The following is a 22,287-nucleotide window of genomic DNA, read 5'->3' as shown; positions in this document are numbered from 1 at the left end:
GATTCATTATTTGCGACTGATTTGCAATTTAATACAGATGAAGAAAAACCAAATGAATTTGAATGTACGGCGAAATTTAGATATCGTCAACAAGATACAAAAGTTCGTGTTGTATTCCAAGAAGACGACAAGACAAAAGCTATGGTATACTTTGATGAGCCAGTCCGTGCAATTACACCTGGACAAGCAGTTGTCTTTTATGATGGAGAAATCTGCTTAGGCGGAGGTATTATCGATAAAGCTTATATGGAAGGAAACGAACGTCAATACGTTTAAAAATAGATAGAAAAGAGGGGAAGTCATGAGTGAACAATACGTTGTAGGTGAAGTTTTAGCGACATTTTTTGAAAATCCGCAAAATTTTTACAAAGTATTATTAATTCGAGTGCAAGAAAGTAGTGTGCAACTAGACTCTGATGAGATTGTTGTGACAGGAATTATTGGCACGATTCATGATAATTCCCCTTATCGTTTTAATGGAAAAGTAGTTTCGCATCCAAAATATGGGCAACAGTTTTCTGTCTTAAGTTATCAACAACATCAACCTACTGGGAAAAAAGGACTAATAGCTTATTTTTCTAGTGGACGTTTTCCAGGAATAGGAGAAAAAACAGCCGAAAAAATTGTAGACTGTTTAGGTGAAAATGCGATTGAGCAAATTATTCAAGATGAAGATTGTTTAAAAAATGTTCCAGGATTATCGACAAAGAAATGTGAGAGTATTCGCAGCATCATTATTGAAAATCAAGGAACAGAACGTATTTTATTCGAATTGACGAATATGGGTTTTACTCCTTTATTTGCACAGAAAATTATGGTGCTTTATAAAGAGAAAACAATGGAAATCATAAAAGAAGATCCATATATCTTATTGCAAACCATTGAAGGACTGGGGTTTAGAAGAATTGATGCCATTGCGCAACAATTAGAAATCGCTCCAGATAATTTGTACCGGATCAAAGGTGCTGTTTATGTAGTAGTAAGAGATTTATCTTATCAAGAAGGACATACATATTTAATTGATAAAGAAGTCGTTCTAGGAGCTCAAAAATTATTAGAGCAAACTCGTTCGTTTTTAATTGAACCAGATCAAATCGTGAATGCATTAAATGAATTAATTCGAGAAGGAATCATTATTTCAGAAGAAAATCATTTATCATTAGCTTCTTTATATTATGCAGAAATTGGAATTGTGAATGCGATTAATCATCGTTTGGAATTGTCTAAGAAATCTTTGTATTCAGAAGAAGATATCGAAGAAGCGATTCAGCATGTGCAAAAGAAATTTGGCATCATTTATGATGAATCTCAAAAACAAGCGCTTATTAAAATTATGCAAGAATCCTTGTTCATTTTAACAGGAGGGCCCGGGACAGGGAAAACGACCATTATTAATGGTGTGGTAGAAATGTATCGCTATTTAGAAGAGATTGATGTAGATTCTGATGCGATTCAATTAGCAGCTCCAACAGGAAGAGCTGCAAAACGTATGAATGAGTTAACAGGAATTTCTGCGTCTACGATTCATCGAATGTTAGGTATTTCCGCAGAAGAAAATGTTGAATTAGAAAGTGACGATTCTGATGATACTCGTTCATTAAGTTGTGACTTCTTAATTATTGATGAGATGTCGATGGTTGATACTTGGTTAATGAATCGATTGCTTCGTGCAACTCCAGGAAAAACGAAGATTTTATTTGTAGGAGATAAAAATCAATTACCTTCGGTTGGCCCAGGTCAAGTATTAACAGATTTTCTATTATCGAATAAGATTCCATCGATTGAATTAACGCAAATTCATCGACAAAAGGATTCTTCAAGTATTGTGACATTAGCGCACTCGATTAAAGACGGGCATTTACCAATGGATTTTACTCAAAATCAACCAGATAGAACGTTTATTCCGTGCCGTTCGACTCAGATTTTAGATGTGATTGAACAAATTGTCGTGAAGGCGATAAAAAAAGGGTATCAGAAAAAAGATATTCAAGTACTTGCTCCAATGTATAAAGGTGAAGCTGGTATTCATGAAATTAATAAAATGATGCAAAATATTTTAAATCCAAAAATTGGAAATTCCGTTCGAGAAATTGAATCATTTGATCGTGTTTTCCGTGTAGGGGATAAAGTATTACAGTTAGTCAATGTCGCAGAAGAAAATATTTATAATGGGGATATTGGAGAAGTAACTGCGATTATATTTGCCAAAGAAAATGAAGATCAAGTCGATAAGTTATATGTTGCTTTTGATAATGTAGAGGTAGAATATAAACGAAATGATTTTATTCAATTGACGCATGCTTATTGTTGTTCGATTCATAAATCTCAAGGTAGTGAATTCCAAATGGTGATTTTACCAATGGTTGGTCAATATCAACGGATGTTAGAACGAAACTTATTGTATACAGCTGTAACAAGAAGTAAAAAATTCTTAATTATGTGTGGGCAATATGAAGCATTCCAAGAAGCAGCAAATCGTCAAAGTGCAAGACGTCAAACGTGCTTAAAAGATTTGTTACAAGGAAATAGCTTTGATAGCTTAACCATTGAAGAAGAAAATCCAACAGCGATTGAAGAGAATCCGCAAACTGATGATAAGTCTGAAGATACTACAGAACAAGTTTCTCAACCAATAAGTGATACCAAACAGTATTCTGAAGAGAAAACAGTAGCATTAAAAGTAGAAGAAACAGTTGAAGAATTTCAAGTCCCTTCAGAGAGTCAAACAATAGCAAAAAATAAACCTTTTGTTTTAACAATGGAATTAATTGATTCTTATAGTATTGACCCTATGATTGGAATGGAAGAATTGACGCCATATGACTTCATGTCAAAATCAAAATAATATAGAGTTAAAAGTTAGTTTTTAAGAAATTTTAGAGTGATATAAGAAACACTTATTTCACGTAATAACGATTGGTTATCTGTTAGTGAAATAAGTGTTTTTTTATAACATTTTTTATAAAAAATGAAGCGGGTACCTAGTATTTTGTCTTTATATTGTATACAATAGTTTCGAGGTGAAAATATGGAAAACCAAAAACATTTTTTAGTATCAGCAGATGCTGTACCTCCTGTGTTTTCTAAAGTACTAAAAGCAAAAGAATTATTAGCAACTAACCAAGCAAAGGACGTTACAGAAGCAGTAAAATTAGTAGGAATTTCACGTAGTGTATATTATAAATATTATCGAAAAGTTCAAGGATTCTCATCAGTAACTTATGGACGGAAAGCTTCGTTAAATATTCATATGAAAAATGAAAAAGGAACATTATCCAAAACATTAGATTTATTTGCAAGTTATAATATGAATGTATTAACAATATTCCAAGGATTAGCAATTCATAGTGTAGCAATCGTTCAATTAATGTTAGATATTTCTGAATCAACGACTGATCTATCTGTGATTTTAAAAAAATTAGAAAAAATGGATAATATTATTGGTGTTGAATTACAAAATGTAGAGTAGGAATTCAAATGAAATTACAAACGAATAAAGGAAATCTTGAAGTAAAGGCCATTCTTTTTGATAAGGATGGCACTTTAACTAATATAGACAATTTGTGGATTGAGCCAACAGAAATGGTCATCCGTAAAATTTTAAAGCAGCATATAAAAGAAGATTCAACTGTTACAATTGAACAAATGCTAGAGTTATTAGGAATTGTAGAAGGTGAGATTGTACCCAATAGCGTCATTGCTTCTGGGACAGTTGAAGATATGTTAGAAGAGATTGGAAAATATTTTCCAATTGATAAAACTGCTTTATATGATGAAGTATTGAAAGATTTTAGAAATTATTTATTAGCACATCCAGATATGATTGTTCCAATTGGCGATGTAGCTTTTTTAATTTCTGAATTAAAAAATAAAGGAATCAAAGTTGGAGTTGTCACAAATGATAGTTATGTCCCTACAAAAACAATTTTTGAAATCTTAAATGTTTGGCATTTATTTGATTTTGTAGCTACTCCAGATGATTATGCTGCTAAACCGGTCGCAGATTCACTCATAGGTGCGAGTCAACAACTAAGTATCCCAGTGAATGAAATTTTTTATGTTGGAGATTCTTATTTAGATATGGAATATGCCAAACATTGTGGTGGAGGAATTGCTGTTTTAACAAGCGGGAGTGATGTTAAAAAAATGAAAGAAGAATCCGTTTTAGTGTTAGATTCTGTAGAACAATTATTAGATTATATAAAAGGAGAGTGAATATGTACGAAACAAATCATACAAGTGAACGTTTGAAATTATTATTTAAAATTTTAATTCCAGTATTAATTTATCAATTAGCCAATTTTTCTGCTCAGTTTATTGATACTGTAATGACTGGACAATATCATGAAACTCATTTAGCAGGAGTATCAATTGCAGGAAGTTTATACAATCCATTTTTCACGTTGTTAAATGGGATTGTGGCAGCACTGATTCCAATTGTAGGTCAATTACTAGGAAAGAATGATAAAAAAGGTATTCAAAAAATTGTATTCCAGTTCATGTATATTGGAATTTTATTAGCAATTATTTTATTTTGTATCGGTTTAATTGGATTAAATCCAGCATTAAATCAAATGCATTTAGAAGCTGAAGTATCCACCATTGCTAGAGAATATTTATTACTCTTATCAATTGGATTTATTCCATTTTTACTCTTTAGTGTGATTCGATCATTCATTGATGCATTAGGATTAACAAGAGTCTCTATGTTTTTAATGATTTTACTAGTTCCATTAAATATATTTTTTAATTACTCCTTAATTTATGGAAAATTCGGATTACCGGAATTAGGAGGCCCCGGAGCAGGTCTTGGAACAGCAATGGCATATTGGGTGTTATTAATCGTAGCGATTGTCGTTCTTAAAATGCATCCGAAATTGAAACCTTATGATGTATTAAGGTTTGAAACTCCTCATTTAGCATTATGGAAAGAGCCTTTTGCATTAGGGTTACCAATTGGATTTAATGTATTTGGTGAAGTCGCAATTTTTGCACTTGTTGGTTTATTAATGGCTAAATTTGGCTCACATGTGATTGCTTCACACCAAGCAGCGATGAATTTTTCTTATTTAGCATATGCTTTTCCAATGAGTATTTCGAATGCTTTAACGATTATTGTATCGTATGAAATCGGTCAAAATAATCAACAATCTGCAAAAGAATATATTCGATTAGGTATTTCTACTTCTGTCATCATTGCACTTCTAACATTAGTGTGGTTATATTTCAACCGTCCAATGATTGCTGGTCTATATGGAACTTCAGAAAGTTTTATTCAATTAACAATGGTGTTCTTATCCTATAGTTTATTATTCCAAATGTTTGATGCGATTGCAGCACCGATTCAAGGAATACTACGAGGATATAAGGATGCAAAAATGCCGTTTATTTTATGCTTATTAGGATTTTGGGTGATTGGTCTTCCAGTAGGGATAATTTTGGACTGGATGACAGATTTAGGGCCTTATGCTTATTGGATCGCATTAATTGCAGGTTTAATGTCAAACTGTTTCTTATTAATGCTACGATTAAGAAGTGTTCAAAAGAAATTTGATAAAAGGGGATTAGTACATGGAAAATGAATCAATAGAAGTAGTCAAAATTCAGGAAGAAAATGTAGTAAATAAACCAGAGTCACCTTTAAAACAGTCCATAAAAGATATGTTTAAACATTTGTTAATTTATTTGGGTATTTTTACTGGAATAATTATAGTTTTTGTAATAGCTAGTGAACTTGTAAAAATGATTAAATCATTGAGTCCAAGTTTCATGCCAGATTTAACGGTTTCTCAACTTCAAAATTTTTCAGATTTTGGTTATATCGTTGCAGTGATTGTTGGTATTACCATTTTTTATAAAACTCAAAAAATTAGTTTTTTCCAGACCGTATTTTATCGTCAAAAAAAGATGACATTAGAATATTTTGCAGTCTTTGCAATCATACTATTTGGATGTCAGTTTATTTTTACTCAAAGTGCTAATTTATTCGAATTCTTCTTAAATCAAATTGGTTTAAGTACTAAGGGTGCGATAGAAGCTGCAACAAGTGGAGATGATTCCTTTATGTTAGTCATTTATGCAGCGCTTGTTGGACCATTTGTTGAAGAATTACTAGTTCGAGGCGGAGTTGTCTATCGTTTAAAGAATTATGGGAAGATTTTCAGTATATTGTTATCAGCAGTAATCTTCGGTTTATTCCATATGAACTTAATCCAAGGATTTTTTGCTTTCTTTGTCGGTATTTTATTTGCCTATATTGCACTTGAATATAGCTTCTTATGGGCAGTATTTTTCCATATTTTAAACAATTTTGGATTTAGTTTTCTAGTTGAAAGTGGTTTGCCTTTACTTTTAGGACCAGAATTGGCAGATACAGTGACAACGATGCTATTAGTGATTACTGGTAGTGTATCTGTGATTTTCTTTTTCCTTTACCGTAAGGAAATCATTTCATATATTAAAGCAAATAGAACTCCAAAAGGGACTTATCCTGTTGTCTTTACAACATTGAGATTTTGGATTTATGTTGTTATTTGTTTATTAGTTGGTCTATTAGGGTTACAACGATTATAAGATGGGAGAGATTCGATGAATACCATTTATTTAGAAGATTCAGTATATACAACTTTACAAAATCATCCTGAGGTAAAAGATTTATTGATTGAGTTAGGATTTACTCCATTATCTCAGCCGCAGATGGTTCAAACTGTTGGAAGAATTACAAGCTTAAAAAAAGGTTCTAAAATTGCTAAAATCCCACTTGATACAATTATTCGTCAATTAGAATTGAATGGATATATTGTAAAAGAAAGCAGGGAGAGCGATGAGTAATGATGCCATGACACCATTAGAACGTCAAGAAAAATTAAAAGAATTAATGCTCCGATTACATCAAGGGGAAAAAGAAGAAATTATTCAAGAAGAATTTAACAAACATTTTGATTCCGTTTCCCCTTATGAAATTCAAGTAATGGAACGAAACTTAATGCAAGAAGGAATTACTTATGAAGAAATTATGCGTCTTTGTAAGATTCATGCTTCATTAATGAGTGCAAAAGTAGAAGCTGGAGAAGGGATGCCTGATTTTGAAAAAGAAGGACATCCAGTAATGGTTCTAAAAAAGGAGAATTTAGCTCTCAGAGGAGCGATTGACCGAATTGAACGTTTGTTACAGGCTTATGTATCTTCAAAAGATGAAGAACTATTAAAAGGACTAAAACGTCAAATTAGCTTACTCGATCAATTTGAAAATCATTATTTAAGAAAAGAATATGCCCTATTTCCAATTATGGAATCAAAAGGAATTATCGCTCCTCCGAAAGTGATGTGGGGAGTTCATGATGAAATTAGAGAAATTTATAAAAATTTCAAACAAGCTTTTCATAACCAAACGGATGATGTCATGGAACAGTTTCTAGTAGCTAAAGAAGAATTGCTAGAAATGATTTTTAAAGAGGAAAATATTTTGATTCCAATGGTTGCGCAAGCTTTTCATGTGGATGATTGGGAAAAGATGGCACAAGATACTCCACAATATGGCTATTGCATTGTTACTCCTGAAGCAGAATGGAAAGTAGAAAAGAAACCCTCTACGATTCAATCTAAAGAAGAAATTCAAGAAACAGGAGATATCCCATTATCAACTGGCTCCTTATCCTTAGAACAATTAGACTTATTATTGAATCTACTTCCAATGGAACTTTCGTTTGTCGATAAAGATAATATCGTTAAATATTACAACGAAGGCAACGGAGAAGAAAAAATCTTCAAACGTACAAAGAGTGCGATTGGTAGAGATGTTATTAATTGTCATCCGCCAAAAAGCCACGCCATCGTAACGAAATTATTTGAACAATTACGATCCAGGCAAAAAGAAAAAGAAGAAATGTGGTTTAAAAAAGAAGATAAAATGATTCACGTAACGTATCATGCCGTACGAAATGCTCAAGGAGAGTATATGGGCGTTTTAGAATATGTACAAAATATTGCACCATACGTGAAGAATTTTGAAAGTAAACCTCTGAAACGAGAGTTGTCTTGAAATTAAGTGACTTTTTAGAGGAAGTCATTGAAAAAGAAACTTTCTTATAAAAAAATAATTAAATAGAGCTTTCCGAATGATTCGGAAGGTTCTTTTTTTGTAAATAAAGCCTTTACATTAACTGAGAGGAAGAATATACTTAAAAAAACATTAGAAATTTGGAAATTTGTTTGTGATTACATGAGCATCAAATGTTTTATAGGGGATAAATTTTTTGTGATTGTAACTGAAGAGTTAACAATTATTTAAATAGGTGGGTAAAATGAGGAGGAGTAGAATGTTAAATATTAGTATATCTAAGTTTTCATATGGGAAAAAAGATGTTTTAAAAGATATTTATATTCAAATTGACAAGCCTAAAATTATTGGATTAGTGGCACCAAATGGAACTGGAAAATCTACACTAATAGAAATTATTGCTGGTAATCTCAATAATAGAGATGTAAGTGTTTTGTTGGACGATAAAAATTATAAGAACCATTATTTGGAAATGAAACGAAAAATTGTGAGAATGTGTAATCAAGATGATTTATATTCTGATTTGACAGGTTTACAACATTTACAATTTTATGCTGAAATGTGGAAAATTAAACCATCATTTGTGGATGAAGTTGTTTCAAAATTACAAATGACTGAATATATTTCAAATAAAATTTCTAGTTATTCGTTAGGAATGAAACAGAGACTTTGTTTTGCGTTAGTTGTTGTAACGAATTGTGAAGTTATGCTATTAGATGAAGTGATGAATGGATTGGATCCAGATAATGTGCAATTAATATCTAAAGTACTTCAAAGTTTAAAAAATGAAGGTAAAATAATTATCATTGCGTCACATTTGTTGAATAATCTAAATATTATTGCTGATGAGGTGTTTTTCTTAAAAGATAAGAAGATTGCTTTAAAATATAATCTTGAAGATGAGTGTAATCAATCAATTGAAATACAATTTTCATCAGAGGATAGGTATAAAGAATTTATTAAACAATTTATGAATATGAATATGTTATCTAATCCCTCAGAATTGACCATTAGCATTAAAGATTTGAATGAACTAGATTCCGTATTTTTGTGGATTCAATCAAATTTGAAGGCTATTTCCAGTTTGACTTATGGAATAAAAGGTTGCGAAATCATTTATCAAGAACTATTTCATTCAGATGATGAAGGGAGAGAGTAATATGAAAAGCCAGATTATCATGGTATTGACGAATCGATTGGTAAGAATTCAGGTAATCATTTTCCTCTCCATTGTTTTTATTTTTTCAATTTTACGTCTCTATGAGCTAAATCATCAGTATCAAATAATGAATGAATATACTCTTACAAATATAAAAATCCATGAACAATCAAAAAATAGTCTGTTAATGGATAGTAAAATGTCACAACGAGAGTTACATGAAGATGAAAAATTTTTCGTTGAGATTGATAATGCATATATAGATGCTGGAAATGCTTTTCAGAATAGAGATTATAAAAAATATATTCAATTAATGATTAAAACTTGGGAATTAGAAGACTCTATTCGTGAAAAGTATAGGATTATGATTACAAATAAAAATACTTTAGGATCTACTGCATCTAAAAATGGAATATTATTTAAAAAGCAAACACAACAGTCAATGTTGCATTATCAACAATTAGAAGACAAAAATTTTGATGATAAGAATGTAATGAATGAATTGATAGGTATAACTGCTGTTCAGTCTTTCTTACCATTATTGGATTTTAAAATTCCAAATATTTTTTTCTTACCATTCCTTTTCTTATTTACGCTAGTGATGTCTAATTCTATATTTTTATCTGATTCTAAGCATAGAAGTTTATTGAATGTGAAACCAATTAGTAATTTTAGATACATTATTCATAAAATCATGAGTAAATGGTTCGTTATTTGCTTTGTACAACTTGTAGCATATTTAATTTATTTTGGAATGATTTCAATAAAAAATGGAATAGGAGATTTTACTTTAAACACTGTGATATTTGAAAATGATAAGACTTTAAATATTTCTTATTTCAGTCTGTTTCTTATTATCGTATGCTTTGTAATGTTATTGAATTTATTGATTGTAAGCTTATGTAGTTTATTAAACTTACTATTTAGTAATCAAATCTTTACATTTCTTTTTGGAATAATCGTTATATTTTTAGAAACGGTCATGAAAGTTTTAAATATTGAAATTCCTTATATTGGTTTTTTACCTTCGTCTTATTTTAGTTTTGGATCAGTGATCTATGGTGTTAAAAATGAGTTCTATTTAAATGGACGCTTTTCAATGTTTCAAGGAGTATTAGTACTTGTCGTTACTAGTGTAATTTGTTTTATATTTTCAATTGTAATAATGACTTTGAAGGAAAAGAGGGAGCGTTATGAAAAAATTTTCTTCAATTAAATTAGATTATAAATATTTAGTTTCAACTGGTTACTTTATTAAGCTTCCTGTCATTCTATTTGTAATTTTTGTATTATTGATAGGTTATAACAAATGGGTTCCTACAGAAACTCCGCAAAAGGTATTAAATTCTCAATTTATGCTTATGGATGACTTAAAGGCATTACTGGCTAAAGACTACAGTATAGCTACTGATGTTCGAGAAGAGTCGGAAATGCAAATAGCTCAAATATATCAAAACTTGTCTGAAGAAAATTTTAGTTATAAAAAGTCCGTTACTTCCAAAAAATTGTTGTCTATTTATACAGAACGTATTAAGCTATTAAATACTCTTAAAGTCTTGTTGCCTAATTATAGTGATAAGTTGCCTGATATTAGTAAATTGGAAGATGAAAAGCTCATATTAGAATATTTAAGTGATAGTAATCAGGATTATTTGCACTATAAAACTACTTATGTAGTCATAAAACTTATTCTTTATTTTTCAGCTTTTGGTGGGTTTTTATTTCTTTATATACTCATGGTTTCTAATTTTCATAAGCGAAAATTATCCCATAAAAGTTTACTCAAAGCGTTACCTATTTCGGTTGTACGTCTAAATATAGATGAATGGTTTTATACGCTGGGATTGTTTTATTTCTTACCGGTAATAATCGTTATGATTGGAATTTTTTTATATTGTATAGCTTTTAATATTAATTTTTTTAACTATCCATTTTTAATGACAACGTTAAATGGTCCAAGAATCTATTCAGCTTATCATTTGTTGTTTATATCAATCTTTTATCCAGTAGTGTCAACTTATATTTGTTATATTTTTGAAAAAATTCTTGTGTTCCTTTTTAAAGATGAAATATTGTCGATTATTTGTCTTCTCACTTTAATTGCTACTTGTACTATTTTTTGTCTATTTAACACTCCATTTGGGATGATGATAGTGTTACCGCTGATTCAAAATAATCAGTCTGTTACTATAGGATTTTTAATGTTGAGTATTTGTATGCTGTTAACTTTTTACGTTATGAATTATCTACTCAAAAAATTTGTAGATATAAGATAGGATTGATGGAAGAATGATGCCAGAAGGAAATCTCCTTATATTTGCACCCTAATTATGTAGTTAGGAAAGGATACGATAAAATTTGACTTTTGTAGTAAATTACAGTACAATTGCATTACATTTTAAGGAGGTGTAATGATGGGAAAAACTGCTACAATTAATGTAAGAGTAGATGAGGATGATAAAAAATCTGCAGAGTTTGTGTTAAATCAACTAGGTATGCCAATGTCTACACTAGTTACTTTACTGTTAAAGCAAGTTTCGTTAACAAAGAGTATACCATTTAATATTTCTTTACCTTTGTCTCCTTATACAGATAGTATTGAAAATATGACTTCTGAAGAATTCGGTAAAATGATGATTCAAGAATATCAGAATGCTGAAGGGGATAATGTTCGTCCAGTTGATGAATTTTTTAATGAGTTTAGGATGAAAATTGATGGATAAAATAAAAGTAACAATTACTAAGAATGCTGAAAAAGATATGATGTCAATCTATGAGTATATTTTAAATGACTTGAAATCTCCACAAACTGCATTAAAATACTTCAATCAATTAGCGTCCTCGATAAATAGTTTAAATTTATTTCCTGAGAGATGTCCTATAGTTAAAGAATTTATTAAACTAGGAATTAGAATTAGAAGACTTAACGTCAATAACTATGCTGTGTTTTATAAATATGAGAATAATACAGTTACTATACTTAGAGTGTTTCATGCTTCAAGCAATTTAGAGAAACTGATAAAAGATTTATAGTAACGATTCAATTGAACAACTCCAATTTATTGATAGATTCTGTCTATTGAGAGATTGGAGTTATTTGTATTTTTACATAAAATTCTCTTTTCAAGTGCTAGTGGCTATGTTACAATCGTGGTGTTTATATCATATAAACAATTTAAAATTTAATAGACAACAAAGGAGTTAAAAACACCATGTATTTAGAGATGTTTTTAGGTGCAGTTGCTGGATTAAGTTTGTTCTTGTATGGGATGAAATTAATGGCGGATGGATTGCAAAAATTTGCAGGAGATAAGCTAAAAAGTATCGTTCGTACTTTAACAAAAAATCGTTTGATGGCTGTTTTAGTTGGGATGTTCGTAACAATGGTTATTCAAAGTTCAAGTGCTACTTCTGTAATGGTAGTCGGCTTTGTAAATGCTGGAATTATGACGATTCAACAAGCAGTTGGTGTAATTTTTGGGGCTAATATTGGTACAACAATTACTGGTCAAATGGTTTCCTTCAATCTGTCTCAATGGGCGCCTATAGCAATTGGTACAGGAATTTTAATGGGAGCAATTGTGAAGAATCCTAAGATGAAAGAATTAGCGGAAATCTTAGTAGGGTTCGGAATTTTGTTCATTGGTATGAACTATTTAAAAGACGCTTTAGCGCCGCTAAAAGATTTACCAGCCTTTACGGAATGGATTGTTAATTATGGACATCATCCATTATTTGGAGTAGCACTTGGATTTATTATGACACTTGCTCTTCAAAGTTCTTCTGCAACGATTGGGGTTTTAATTGCGTTAGCTTCTCAAGGAGTTTTACCATTTACGACTGCTCTATACATTATTTTTGGAGATAACATTGGTACATGTACCACAGCGTTAATTAGTAGTTTAGGGACTTCAAGACGTGGTAAACAAGTAGCTGTGATTCATTTGAGTATTAACATTATTGGTACTATTTACTTCATGATGTTTTTAACTGGTATTTTAACAAATATTGTAACATCAATGGATGCTACTGATGTCGCAAGACAAATTGCGAACGCTCATACAATTTTTAATATTGTAAATGTAATTGTGTTATTCCCATTTGCTAATTTATTATTGAAATTAGCAGATTTTATTGTTCCAGAACCAAAAGTAGAATTAATCGAAGTGGAAGAGAAACCAACAAGTTATTTAGACAAACGTATTTTAGTAACACCATCGATTGCGTTACAAAATACAATGTATGAATTTGCTGCCATGTCTCATGCTGCTGATCAAACATTAACCTATGCGATTGATGCGATTCGTTTAAGAAGTCAAGAGAAGATTGAAAAAGCATTTGCTAGTGAACAACAAGTGAATCAATTCCAAAAAGCAATTGTGGAATATTTAGTTGAAATTTCTCAACAAAATGTTTCAACAACTGACCAAGAAACGATTGATGAATTATTTAGTACAGCTAATGACGTGGAACGTATTAGTGACCATGCTGAAAATATTGCTGACTTTGCGAAAGCTGTATTAGAACGTGATATTGTATTAGATGAAAAGACTTTATCAGAATTAGAACATGTATTTGAATTAGTTCAAAAAGGATTTGCGATGTCAATTGATACTTTATCAACGGGTAATTTAGTGAAAGTTAAAGAAGTGATTACAATTGAGCGAGAAATCGACCGATTGAAAATTGAAATTCGTGATAAGTACATGAAACGTATGAATAAAGGCATTGCAAGTGCTGAATCTGGTATTTTTGTCATGGATTTATTAAGTAACTTAGAACGTATTAGTGACCACTTTAGAAATATTGGTGAGACGGTTCAAAGATTAGGACGTCCAGTAGTTGTAACTGAATAAAACTAGTGAAAGATGATGCCATTTGGTGTCATCTTTTTTAGTGATTAATTGTTATTTATAGATAATTATAGTACAATCAATAAGGATAAAAATGTTATAAAAGGAGAATTTCATGTTAAAAGTTTCAAACGTAAGTTTATTATTTTCAGATCGTAAATTATTTGATGAAGTAAATATTACATTCACACCTGGTAACTGTTATGGAGTTATCGGTGCAAATGGTGCGGGTAAATCTACATTTTTAAAAATCTTGTCTGGTGAATTACAACCAACAACAGGGGAAGTTATTTTAGATCCTCATGAACGTTTAACAGTCCTAAAACAAGACCACTTTGCTTTTGAAGATGAACGTGTTATTGATACTGTTATTATGGGGCATAAACAATTATTTGATATTATGAAAGAAAAAGATGCCATCTACATGAAAGAAGATTTTTCTGATGAAGATGGAATTCGTGCTGCAGAACTTGAAGGAGAGTTCGCAGAATTAAATGGTTGGGAAGCGGAAAGTGATGCTTCACAATTATTACAAGGTTTAGGAATTGCAGAAGACTTACACTATAAATTAATGAGTGAATTAGTGGAAGCTGAAAAAGTAAAAGTATTATTAGCTCAAGCATTATTTGGTAAACCTGATGTACTATTACTAGACGAGCCAACAAACGGTTTAGATGCTAAATCAATCGCATGGTTAGAAGAATTTTTAATTAATTTTGAAAATACGGTTATCGTTGTTTCCCATGACCGTCATTTCTTAAATAAAGTATGTACACATATGGCTGACGTTGACTTTGGTAAAATTAAATTATTCGTAGGGAACTATGATTTCTGGTTACATTCAAGTCAATTAGCAGCTAAATTAATGGCTGACCAAAATGCTAAAAAAGAAGAAAAAATTAAAGAATTACAAGAATTTATCGCACGTTTCTCTGCGAACGCTTCTAAATCAAAACAAGCGACATCTCGTAAGAAAATGTTAGATAAAATTACACTAGACGATATTCAACCATCAAGCCGTAAATATCCATTCGTTGGATTTACTCCTGCAAGAGAAATCGGAAATGATTTATTAATGGTTGAAGGATTATCAAAAACTATTGATGGCGAAGTGATTTTTGAAAATGTAAGCTTCCAATTGAAAAAAGATGATAAAGTTGCTTTCTTAAGTCGTTCAGATATTGCGATTACAACATTATTCAAAATTTTAACAGGGGAAATGGAAGCAGATAGCGGTACATTCAAATGGGGAGTAACAACTAGTCAAGCTTACTTACCAAAAGATATGACGGAAGAATTCTCAAATCCACAATTAAATATTTTAGAATGGTTACGTCAATATGCACCGGTTGAAGAACAAGATAATACATTCTTACGTAGCTTCTTAGGTCGTATGTTATTCTCTGGAGACGATGTTATGAAACAAGTAACAGTTCTTTCAGGGGGAGAAAAAGTACGTTGTATGTTATCTAAATTAATGTTATCAAAAGCGAATGTCTTATTATTAGATGACCCAACAAACCACCTAGACTTAGAATCTATTACAGCATTAAATGATGGATTAATTGCCTTCAAAGGTTCATTATTATTCTCAAGTCATGACCATGAGTTTATTCAAACAACAGCGAACCGTATTATTGAAATCGGACCAAAAGGTGTCGTGGATCGTTTAGAATCAACATATGATGAATTCTTAGAAAATGACGAAGTTCAAGCACGTGTAGATGCTTTATATCAATAAGATCGACTTTAATTTGCTATAGGAGAGAAGCGCTATGAAAAAAATTTATTTTGCCAGTCCATTATTTTCAGAAATGGAATTAGCTTTTAACGAAAGTTTTGTTAAACGAATTCGAGAAGAATATCCGCAATTGGAGGTTTATCTTCCTCAAGAACAAATGGCGATTAATGATAAAAATTCTTTTGCAGATTCAACGATGATTGCTAGATATGATACAGATGCTTTACTAGATGCAGATTTAGTTATTGCCATTTTAGATGGTGCGATTATTGATGCAGGTGTTGCTAGTGAGATTGGAATTGCGTATCAAGCTGGTATTCCAATTTTGGCTTTATATAGTGATAGTCGTCAATATGGGGCTGAAAATGCAGAAAAATTAGTAGCATTACAAGAAGTTGCTGAATCTCAATTCCCATATGCAAATTTATATACAGTAGGTCTCATTAAATTAAGAGGGGAAGTCTTCTCAAGTACGCAAGAATTACTAGAAGCTTTACCTGCTTATATTATGGCTTAAATTCAAGAAACGTAACAACACTGTAATACGGTTGTTACGTTTTTTTTATATCCAAATTATATAATGGAGAATACGATGGAGAAAGTGTGGTGAAGGATACTGGATAAACGATTAAGAAAAAGCATGATTATCAGTGGAATGGCTTGTTTATTATGGGCTAGTTATCCAATGTCCATTCATGCGCAAGAAATTTCTCAAGAATCGATTCAACAATTAGAACAAGAAATTTCTCAAAAATTAAATTTTGCAAATGAGAAATATCGACAAGTTGAAAGTTTGAAACAAGACTTAAACGAATTGAAATCCAATCAAAAAGAATTAGAACTTCAAATATATGAACAAGAAGAGAAATTATCAGAAAAAGAAACGGTCGTAAAAGAAAGAATGGTCGCTTTACAATCAAGTGGAGTGATTTATCAACGATTTGTTCAACTGCTTCAAGCAACAAGTATTTCGGATTTTTTTCATCGATTAATCGTGATTCAAGAGTTATTCAAATCGGATATATTAACGATTCAAAATTATCATAAAGAAGTTCAAACATTAGTAAATTCGCAAAAGGAATTAAGAGATACAGAAGAGACTTTATTAAAAAAACAAGAAGATTTACAAAAAGAATCTACACTTTATGCGGATAGTATTCAAGTGTTGAAACAAAATCTTGCGAATAATAAAGAAGCATTGTTTGCAATCCATGAACAAGAAAGTAAGGTTCAACAATTAAGTGAAAATACAGAACCAACAACTCATCATGCTCCGGAGGAGAAGAAAAAAGAAGAAGTAGTTCAAGAAACAAAACAATTTAGTTCCACTGAAGTCAAAGCCTCAACAGCTGAAAATATTAGTGAGTCTAAAGGGACTACTGAGACTTCTTCTAAGAGTCAAGTAGTTTCAAATGAAGTAAAATCTACATCGAGTGGGAAAGAATTCGCAGCAGAAGCAACAGCATATTCTTATAAACAACCTGGGTTAAGTAATTTTACAGCAATGGGGATTGATTTAAGATCGAATCCTAATGTTATTGCAGTAGATCCTTCGCAAATTCCATTAGGTACTTTAGTGGAAGTACCAGGATATGGAATTGCGATTGCTGGTGATACTGGTGGAGACATTAAAGGAAATCGAATTGATTTACATTATCCGGAAGTACAACAAGCAATGGATTTTGGAAGAAGAAAAATTACGATAAAAGTGATGAATTAAGAGGAATTTCAGATTTAATCTGGAATTCTTTTTTTGTTAACATCCATTAAAATGAAAAATAGTATTCTGATGTGATTATTTGTTAACATTAATTTGAAAACTGTTTGATAAACTTGTAACAGAAATTGGAAAAGTAAGATAAAAAGGGAGTAACAAATGTGAACCTGTTAGAAGAAATACAACATTATTGGAATCATCGTTACTCAGGATATTCCAAAGTGAATCAAAAAGAATTAGAGGGCATTCAAAGAGAAAGATGGAAAGAACAATTCAAACGATTGTTACCAACAAATCAAAATCTGAAAGTTCTAGATATAGGAACTGGCCCTGGATTTTTTACAATTATTTTAGAAGAATTGGGATATAGCAATATCACTGGTGTTGATTACTCATATAAAATGCTTGAAGTTGCCAAAGAGAATATACAAACATATGGTAAGGAAAATTCAAGTATTCAACTCATGCAAATGGATGCTCAAAATTTAGAGTTTCAGCCAGAAAGTTTTGATATCATTGTTAGTCGAAATTTAACGTGGAATTTAGAAAAACCTCAACAAGCTTATTCAGAATGGTTAAGAGTATTGAAACCCAATGGATCTTTATTCATTTTCGATGCGAATTGGTATGCATTTCTTCAAAATGAATCACTAGAAAAAGAATTTGAAGCAAAGCGTCAAAAAGCGATAGAAGAAAAGCTAGAAGATTATTGGCAAGGCGAAGGAGTTGATGAAGAAAAAATGGACTGGATTGTTCAACAATTACCTTTGACCTATCAACAAAGACCACAATGGGATATCGATTATTTTTCTTCACAGGAAGGAATTTCAGTAGAAACGGAAGAAAATTTTGGAGATTTAGTGTGGGATTATGAAGAACAATTAAATTATGGTGCAACACCTATGTTTTGTATCAAAGTTGTAAAGGAGGATAAGTAATGACACAAGAACAAACTATCCATGAACGAGTTGAAAATTATTGGACAAATCGAAGCTCTTCTTTTTTAGAGCAACGAACAAGAGAATTTCATAGTCCATTGAAGGCTCGTTGGGTTACAGAGTTTGAAAAATATTTACCACAAAATCAAACATTAAAAATTTTAGATATTGGTTGCGGAACAGGTTTCTTTACAGGTATTTTAAGTCAATTGGGGCATGAAGTCATTGGAATTGACTTAACAAAAGAAATGATTCATTTAGCGACTGTTTTTGCGAAACAGGAAAAGTTTGATGCGCAATTTTTAGTGATGGATGCTCAAAATCTTGAGTTTAAAAATGAAAGTTTTGATATCGTCATTGCAAGAAACGTGACTTGGACATTACCAGATGTACCTAAAGCTTATGACGAATGGCTTCGAGTATTAAAAAAAGGTGGCTTACTCATCAATATTGATGGAAATTATGGTGCTTCGAGTATGACGGATACGAGTCATTTACCACAGCATCATGCGCATCATCATTTAAGTCAAGATACTTTATCAGAATGCGAACTGATTCAAAGAAGTTTATCTATTTCTAGCGAAGTAAGACCTCAATGGGATGTGCAATATTTATTAAACCAAGAAGTTGACTCTCTTCAAATTGATCGAACGATTAGCCATAGAATTTATCTAGAAAAAGATGAATTTTATAATCCTACACCTTTGTTCTTACTATGTGCTAAGAAGTAAGGAGTTGTAGTGAATGTTTAAAGGATTGAAAAGAATTTTAACCATATCTATCTTATTTGTTGGTATTTCATTTTTTGTATTTTTACTCATTCATCTAGCACCTAGTGATCCTGCTTCTATTAAAATGTCTGCTGGGACTGGACGTGTCTCTTCAGAAGCTCTTGCACTTATGCGTGAGGAAATGGGACTAAACCAACCATTACTTGTACAATATGGAAATTGGCTTTTTAAATTTCTTCATGGTGATTTTGGTAAGAGTTTAATGTCTGATATCAAGGTTGAGACATTAATCATTCCTGCAGCTATGAATTCAATTCAATTGGCCGTGATTACTTTAGTGGTTTCACTAGGAATCTCAATTCCATTGTCGATATTTTTTGTACGATGTCAAAACAGAATTGTAAAATTACTTTTTCAATTAATCTTATTTTTTAAGATGTCATTACCGTCTTTTGTCATTGGTTATTTCTTAATGTATGTATTTAGCGTTCAATTAAAATGGGTTCCATTATTAGCCAATCAAGGTGGGATTGGATTAATATTGCCGATTATTACGATTGTGATTCCTGTAAGTGCAAAATTTATTCAACAATTTTCAGCATTGTTAGAACAAGAATTACAACAGGAATATGTTAAAGTGCTTTATTATCGTGGGATGGAAGAGTCAAAAATTTTTCAACGACATTTATTGAAAAATATATTTCCTACAATGGTGACGATTATTTTACTATCATTTGGTTCTTTAATGGCTGGTGTCGTTGTAGTAGAAACGATTTTCTATTGGCCAGGAATTGGGAAGTTATTAATGGATAGCATTAGTTCAAGAGATTATCCAGTCGTACAGATGATAGTTGTATGTATTAGCTTTTTATATATAGTACTCACTCAAATTTCGGATGAATTACAAAATCGAACAGATATCCGTATTAAAGGCGGTGAGTTGTCATGAAAAATAAGAGAAAATGGGTTATGTCACTCATCTTAATAGGATGTATATTACTATTGTGGAGTACAGTGTTCCCTAACTATGAAACAATGAATGCAAGTGAAATCTTAATTCCACCAAATGCTCGTCATTTGTTTGGGACGGATGATTTTGGTCGAGATGTTTTTATTCGAGTGATAGTAGGAGCTAGATATTCGATTGGAGCTTCTGTTTTAATCGTTGCTTTATCTTATTTAGCAGGAATTCTTATAGGTGGATTAGCAGGGATATTTGGTGGATGGGTTGATAGAATCATTACGAACATCGTAGATATTTTATTAGCCATTCCAAGTCTACTCATAGCGATTACGATAGCTGGTGTATTAGGTGGAGGGTTAAGAAATGGCGTTATTGCGCTAGTTATTAGTTATTTTCCTTATTATGCAAAATTAACAAGAGGAGAAATTCGTAAACTTAAAGTTCGAGAATATGTCACAGTGATGTATATGCAAGGAGCTCCATTATGGTATAGGATGGTTACGATTTTAAAAAATATTCAATTACCATTAGTGACGTATATGATTGTCAATATTTCTGGGACTATTTTAAGTTTAGCAACATTATCTTTTTTAGGAATAGGAGTAAAAGTTCCTCAACCAGAATGGGGAGCGATGTTAAATGAGGGTAGATTATCGTTTGAACAAGCACCATGGTTAATGATTGCGCCAGGACTTGCGATAACTTTAACGATTATTATATTTAACGGAATCCACTATTGGATTCAACAGAAAGGGAGAAAATAATGAAATTAAAAAATATGTTATTAACCATTGCAGTAGCAGTATTAGTTGGATGTGCACCCGTACAGCCAGCATCTCAACAACAAGAAAGTTCTCAAAATTCAACTTTTAAAATTGGTTATTCTCAATTTACAGCAGGCATTGATCCAGCAAAAGATTGGGAAGGTTGGTATACCATTCGTTTTGGAATTGGAGAAACATTATTCCGTTTAACAAACGAATTTGATGTAGAACCATGGTTAGCATCCTCTTATAAGAAAATTGATGATCAAACATTGGAAATTCATTTAAAAGAAAACCTTACATTTTCAAATGGAAATGCTGTTAATAGTGACGCTGTCATTGCAAGTCTTCAAAGAGTTGGGGAAAACCATAAGTCCGGTAAACTTTTCAAAACAGCTACTTATACCGCTAATGATGCATTAACGTTTACAGTTCATACTGAAAAACCAACTCCTCAATTCATTCATGAATTAGTGGATGCTAAAACTGCGATTGTCGATGTAACAAGTACTGATAAAATTATAGGGACAGGACCTTATGAAGTGATGGAATTTAAACCAAATGATTCGATTTCATTAACAGCTTCCACTCATTATTGGGCTGGAAATGCTTCAATCAAGGAAGTTCATTACCAATTAATTCCAGATCAAAAAACATTGGAATTAGCGATAAAATCTAAAGAAGTAGATGGTGGATTAGATTTAAATGATGACGTAGCCGATTCATTAATGAAAGATTCTTCTGTTCAAGTCTATAATCAACCAAGTACAAGAACGTATCATTTAGAATTGAATAAAGCCAGATTACAAGATAAAAAAGTACGTCAAGCGATTTTACATGCAATTAATAAACAAGAATTGACACAAGACTTCTTAAAAGGTCATGTAACACCTGCAGACGGTGCCTTTTTAGATTCTAGTATTTATTCAAGTGGTACATTTGCTAATAAACAATACCAACCTGAAATGACAACCAAATTATTAGAAGAAAGTGGATATAAAACTAAAAACTCAGATGGAATTTTGGTGAATGCACAAAATGAACCTTTACAAATTGTTCTAAAAACCTATAAGAGATTAGCAAATGAAAAAATTGCGACAGCACTGCAACAACAATTCAAACAATTAGGGATTGATTTGAAAATTGATATTCAAGAAAAAGTCGATGGATTAAATCAATTAGATTATGATATTGCATTAGCTTCAGCATTAACATTACCAACGGGAGATCCTCACTACTTCTTAGATGCAACATTATCGAGTGATGGAGCCTTAAATTATGTAAAAAATTCAGACTCATGGTTAGATGAAAAAATTTCTACCTTAGGTCCTGAAGTAGATGCAGCTAAAATCCATAGTGAA

General features: G+C 31.4%; 22 protein-coding genes. All 22 read left to right on the top strand.

The features are described 5' to 3' along the window. Positions 1 to 276, top strand: a 276-nt coding sequence (locus RWR88_RS06320; protein ID WP_314451228.1) for an aminomethyltransferase beta-barrel domain-containing protein, incomplete at its 5' end; no start/stop codon positions are given. Positions 277 to 301: 25 nt separating this feature from the next. Continuing rightward, the gene (locus tag RWR88_RS06315) at positions 302 to 2,845 is read left to right on the top strand and encodes an ATP-dependent RecD-like DNA helicase (protein WP_314451227.1); all 2,544 of its coding nucleotides are present in this window, start codon (positions 302 to 304) and stop codon (positions 2,843 to 2,845) included. A 183-nt stretch (positions 2,846 to 3,028) separates the two neighbouring features. Then, complete coding sequence (locus RWR88_RS06310) at positions 3,029 to 3,469, top strand: ACT domain-containing protein (protein ID WP_020991343.1); 441 nt, start codon at positions 3,029 to 3,031, stop codon at positions 3,467 to 3,469. 8 nt (positions 3,470 to 3,477) lie between these two features. Next, a complete protein-coding gene (locus RWR88_RS06305; RefSeq protein ID WP_314451224.1) occupies positions 3,478 to 4,215 on the top strand; it encodes an HAD family hydrolase in 738 nt (245 codons plus the stop codon). 2 nt (positions 4,216 to 4,217) lie between these two features. After that, positions 4,218 to 5,582 carry an MATE family efflux transporter gene (locus tag RWR88_RS06300; protein ID WP_314451222.1) on the top strand — a complete coding sequence of 455 codons (1,365 nt, stop codon included), beginning with the start codon at positions 4,218 to 4,220 and terminating at the stop codon, positions 5,580 to 5,582. Continuing rightward, complete coding sequence (locus RWR88_RS06295; protein ID WP_314451220.1) at positions 5,572 to 6,573, top strand: CPBP family intramembrane glutamic endopeptidase; 1,002 nt, start codon at positions 5,572 to 5,574, stop codon at positions 6,571 to 6,573. Before RWR88_RS06300 ends, RWR88_RS06295 begins: the two co-directional genes overlap by 11 nt. A gap of 15 nt (positions 6,574 to 6,588) precedes the next feature. Then, positions 6,589 to 6,831, top strand: coding sequence for a DUF1858 domain-containing protein (locus tag RWR88_RS06290; RefSeq protein WP_314451218.1), 243 nt, complete (start codon positions 6,589 to 6,591; stop codon positions 6,829 to 6,831). Further along, the gene (locus RWR88_RS06285; protein ID WP_314451216.1) at positions 6,824 to 8,041 is read left to right on the top strand and encodes a DUF438 domain-containing protein; all 1,218 of its coding nucleotides are present in this window, start codon (positions 6,824 to 6,826) and stop codon (positions 8,039 to 8,041) included. Before RWR88_RS06290 ends, RWR88_RS06285 begins: the two co-directional genes overlap by 8 nt. Positions 8,042 to 8,318: 277 nt before the next feature. Then, entirely contained in the window at positions 8,319 to 9,218 is a 900-nt protein-coding gene (locus RWR88_RS06280; protein WP_314451215.1) for an ABC transporter ATP-binding protein, read from the top strand. A gap of 1 nt (position 9,219) precedes the next feature. After that, a complete protein-coding gene (locus RWR88_RS06275; RefSeq protein ID WP_314451214.1) occupies positions 9,220 to 10,434 on the top strand; it encodes a hypothetical protein in 1,215 nt (404 codons plus the stop codon). Beyond that, entirely contained in the window at positions 10,412 to 11,494 is a 1,083-nt protein-coding gene (locus RWR88_RS06270) for a hypothetical protein (RefSeq protein WP_314451213.1), read from the top strand. The genes RWR88_RS06275 and RWR88_RS06270 overlap by 23 nt, the downstream gene beginning before the upstream one ends. Positions 11,495 to 11,632: 138 nt before the next feature. After that, positions 11,633 to 11,941: a type II toxin-antitoxin system RelB/DinJ family antitoxin gene (locus tag RWR88_RS06265; protein ID WP_314451230.1), complete on the top strand. Its 309-nt coding sequence runs from the start codon at positions 11,633 to 11,635 to the stop codon at positions 11,939 to 11,941. Then, positions 11,934 to 12,251, top strand: a complete 318-nt coding sequence (locus RWR88_RS06260; RefSeq protein WP_314451211.1) for a type II toxin-antitoxin system RelE/ParE family toxin — start codon at positions 11,934 to 11,936, stop codon at positions 12,249 to 12,251. The genes RWR88_RS06265 and RWR88_RS06260 overlap by 8 nt, the downstream gene beginning before the upstream one ends. Positions 12,252 to 12,430: 179 nt before the next feature. Further along, positions 12,431 to 14,074, top strand: a complete 1,644-nt coding sequence (locus RWR88_RS06255; RefSeq protein WP_314451209.1) for a Na/Pi cotransporter family protein — start codon at positions 12,431 to 12,433, stop codon at positions 14,072 to 14,074. 112 nt (positions 14,075 to 14,186) lie between these two features. Continuing rightward, a complete protein-coding gene (locus RWR88_RS06250; RefSeq protein ID WP_314078083.1) occupies positions 14,187 to 15,812 on the top strand; it encodes an ATP-binding cassette domain-containing protein in 1,626 nt (541 codons plus the stop codon). A gap of 34 nt (positions 15,813 to 15,846) precedes the next feature. After that, entirely contained in the window at positions 15,847 to 16,329 is a 483-nt protein-coding gene (locus tag RWR88_RS06245) for a nucleoside 2-deoxyribosyltransferase (RefSeq protein WP_006702719.1), read from the top strand. Between the two features lie 123 nt (positions 16,330 to 16,452). After that, the gene (locus tag RWR88_RS06240) at positions 16,453 to 17,532 is read left to right on the top strand and encodes a 3D domain-containing protein (RefSeq protein WP_314451207.1); all 1,080 of its coding nucleotides are present in this window, start codon (positions 16,453 to 16,455) and stop codon (positions 17,530 to 17,532) included. 158 nt (positions 17,533 to 17,690) lie between these two features. Next, a complete protein-coding gene (locus tag RWR88_RS06235; RefSeq protein ID WP_314451206.1) occupies positions 17,691 to 18,467 on the top strand; it encodes a class I SAM-dependent methyltransferase in 777 nt (258 codons plus the stop codon). Further along, the gene (locus tag RWR88_RS06230) at positions 18,467 to 19,198 is read left to right on the top strand and encodes a class I SAM-dependent methyltransferase (RefSeq protein WP_314451204.1); all 732 of its coding nucleotides are present in this window, start codon (positions 18,467 to 18,469) and stop codon (positions 19,196 to 19,198) included. Before RWR88_RS06235 ends, RWR88_RS06230 begins: the two co-directional genes overlap by 1 nt. Positions 19,199 to 19,211: 13 nt before the next feature. Next, positions 19,212 to 20,147 carry an ABC transporter permease gene (locus tag RWR88_RS06225; RefSeq protein ID WP_314451202.1) on the top strand — a complete coding sequence of 312 codons (936 nt, stop codon included), beginning with the start codon at positions 19,212 to 19,214 and terminating at the stop codon, positions 20,145 to 20,147. Further along, complete coding sequence (locus tag RWR88_RS06220) at positions 20,144 to 20,926, top strand: ABC transporter permease (RefSeq protein ID WP_314451200.1); 783 nt, start codon at positions 20,144 to 20,146, stop codon at positions 20,924 to 20,926. The genes RWR88_RS06225 and RWR88_RS06220 overlap by 4 nt, the downstream gene beginning before the upstream one ends. Then, on the top strand, positions 20,926 to 22,287 hold a 1,362-nt coding region (locus tag RWR88_RS06215; RefSeq protein WP_314451199.1), incomplete at its 3' end, for an ABC transporter substrate-binding protein. The genes RWR88_RS06220 and RWR88_RS06215, both read left to right, overlap by 1 nt.

The organism is uncultured Granulicatella sp. (assembly GCF_963528195.1).
In the GTDB taxonomy this organism is placed as follows: domain Bacteria; phylum Bacillota; class Bacilli; order Lactobacillales; family Aerococcaceae; genus Granulicatella.
The sequence above is the reverse complement of the archived record's forward strand: the minus strand, read 5'-3'. Positions and strand labels throughout refer to the sequence as shown.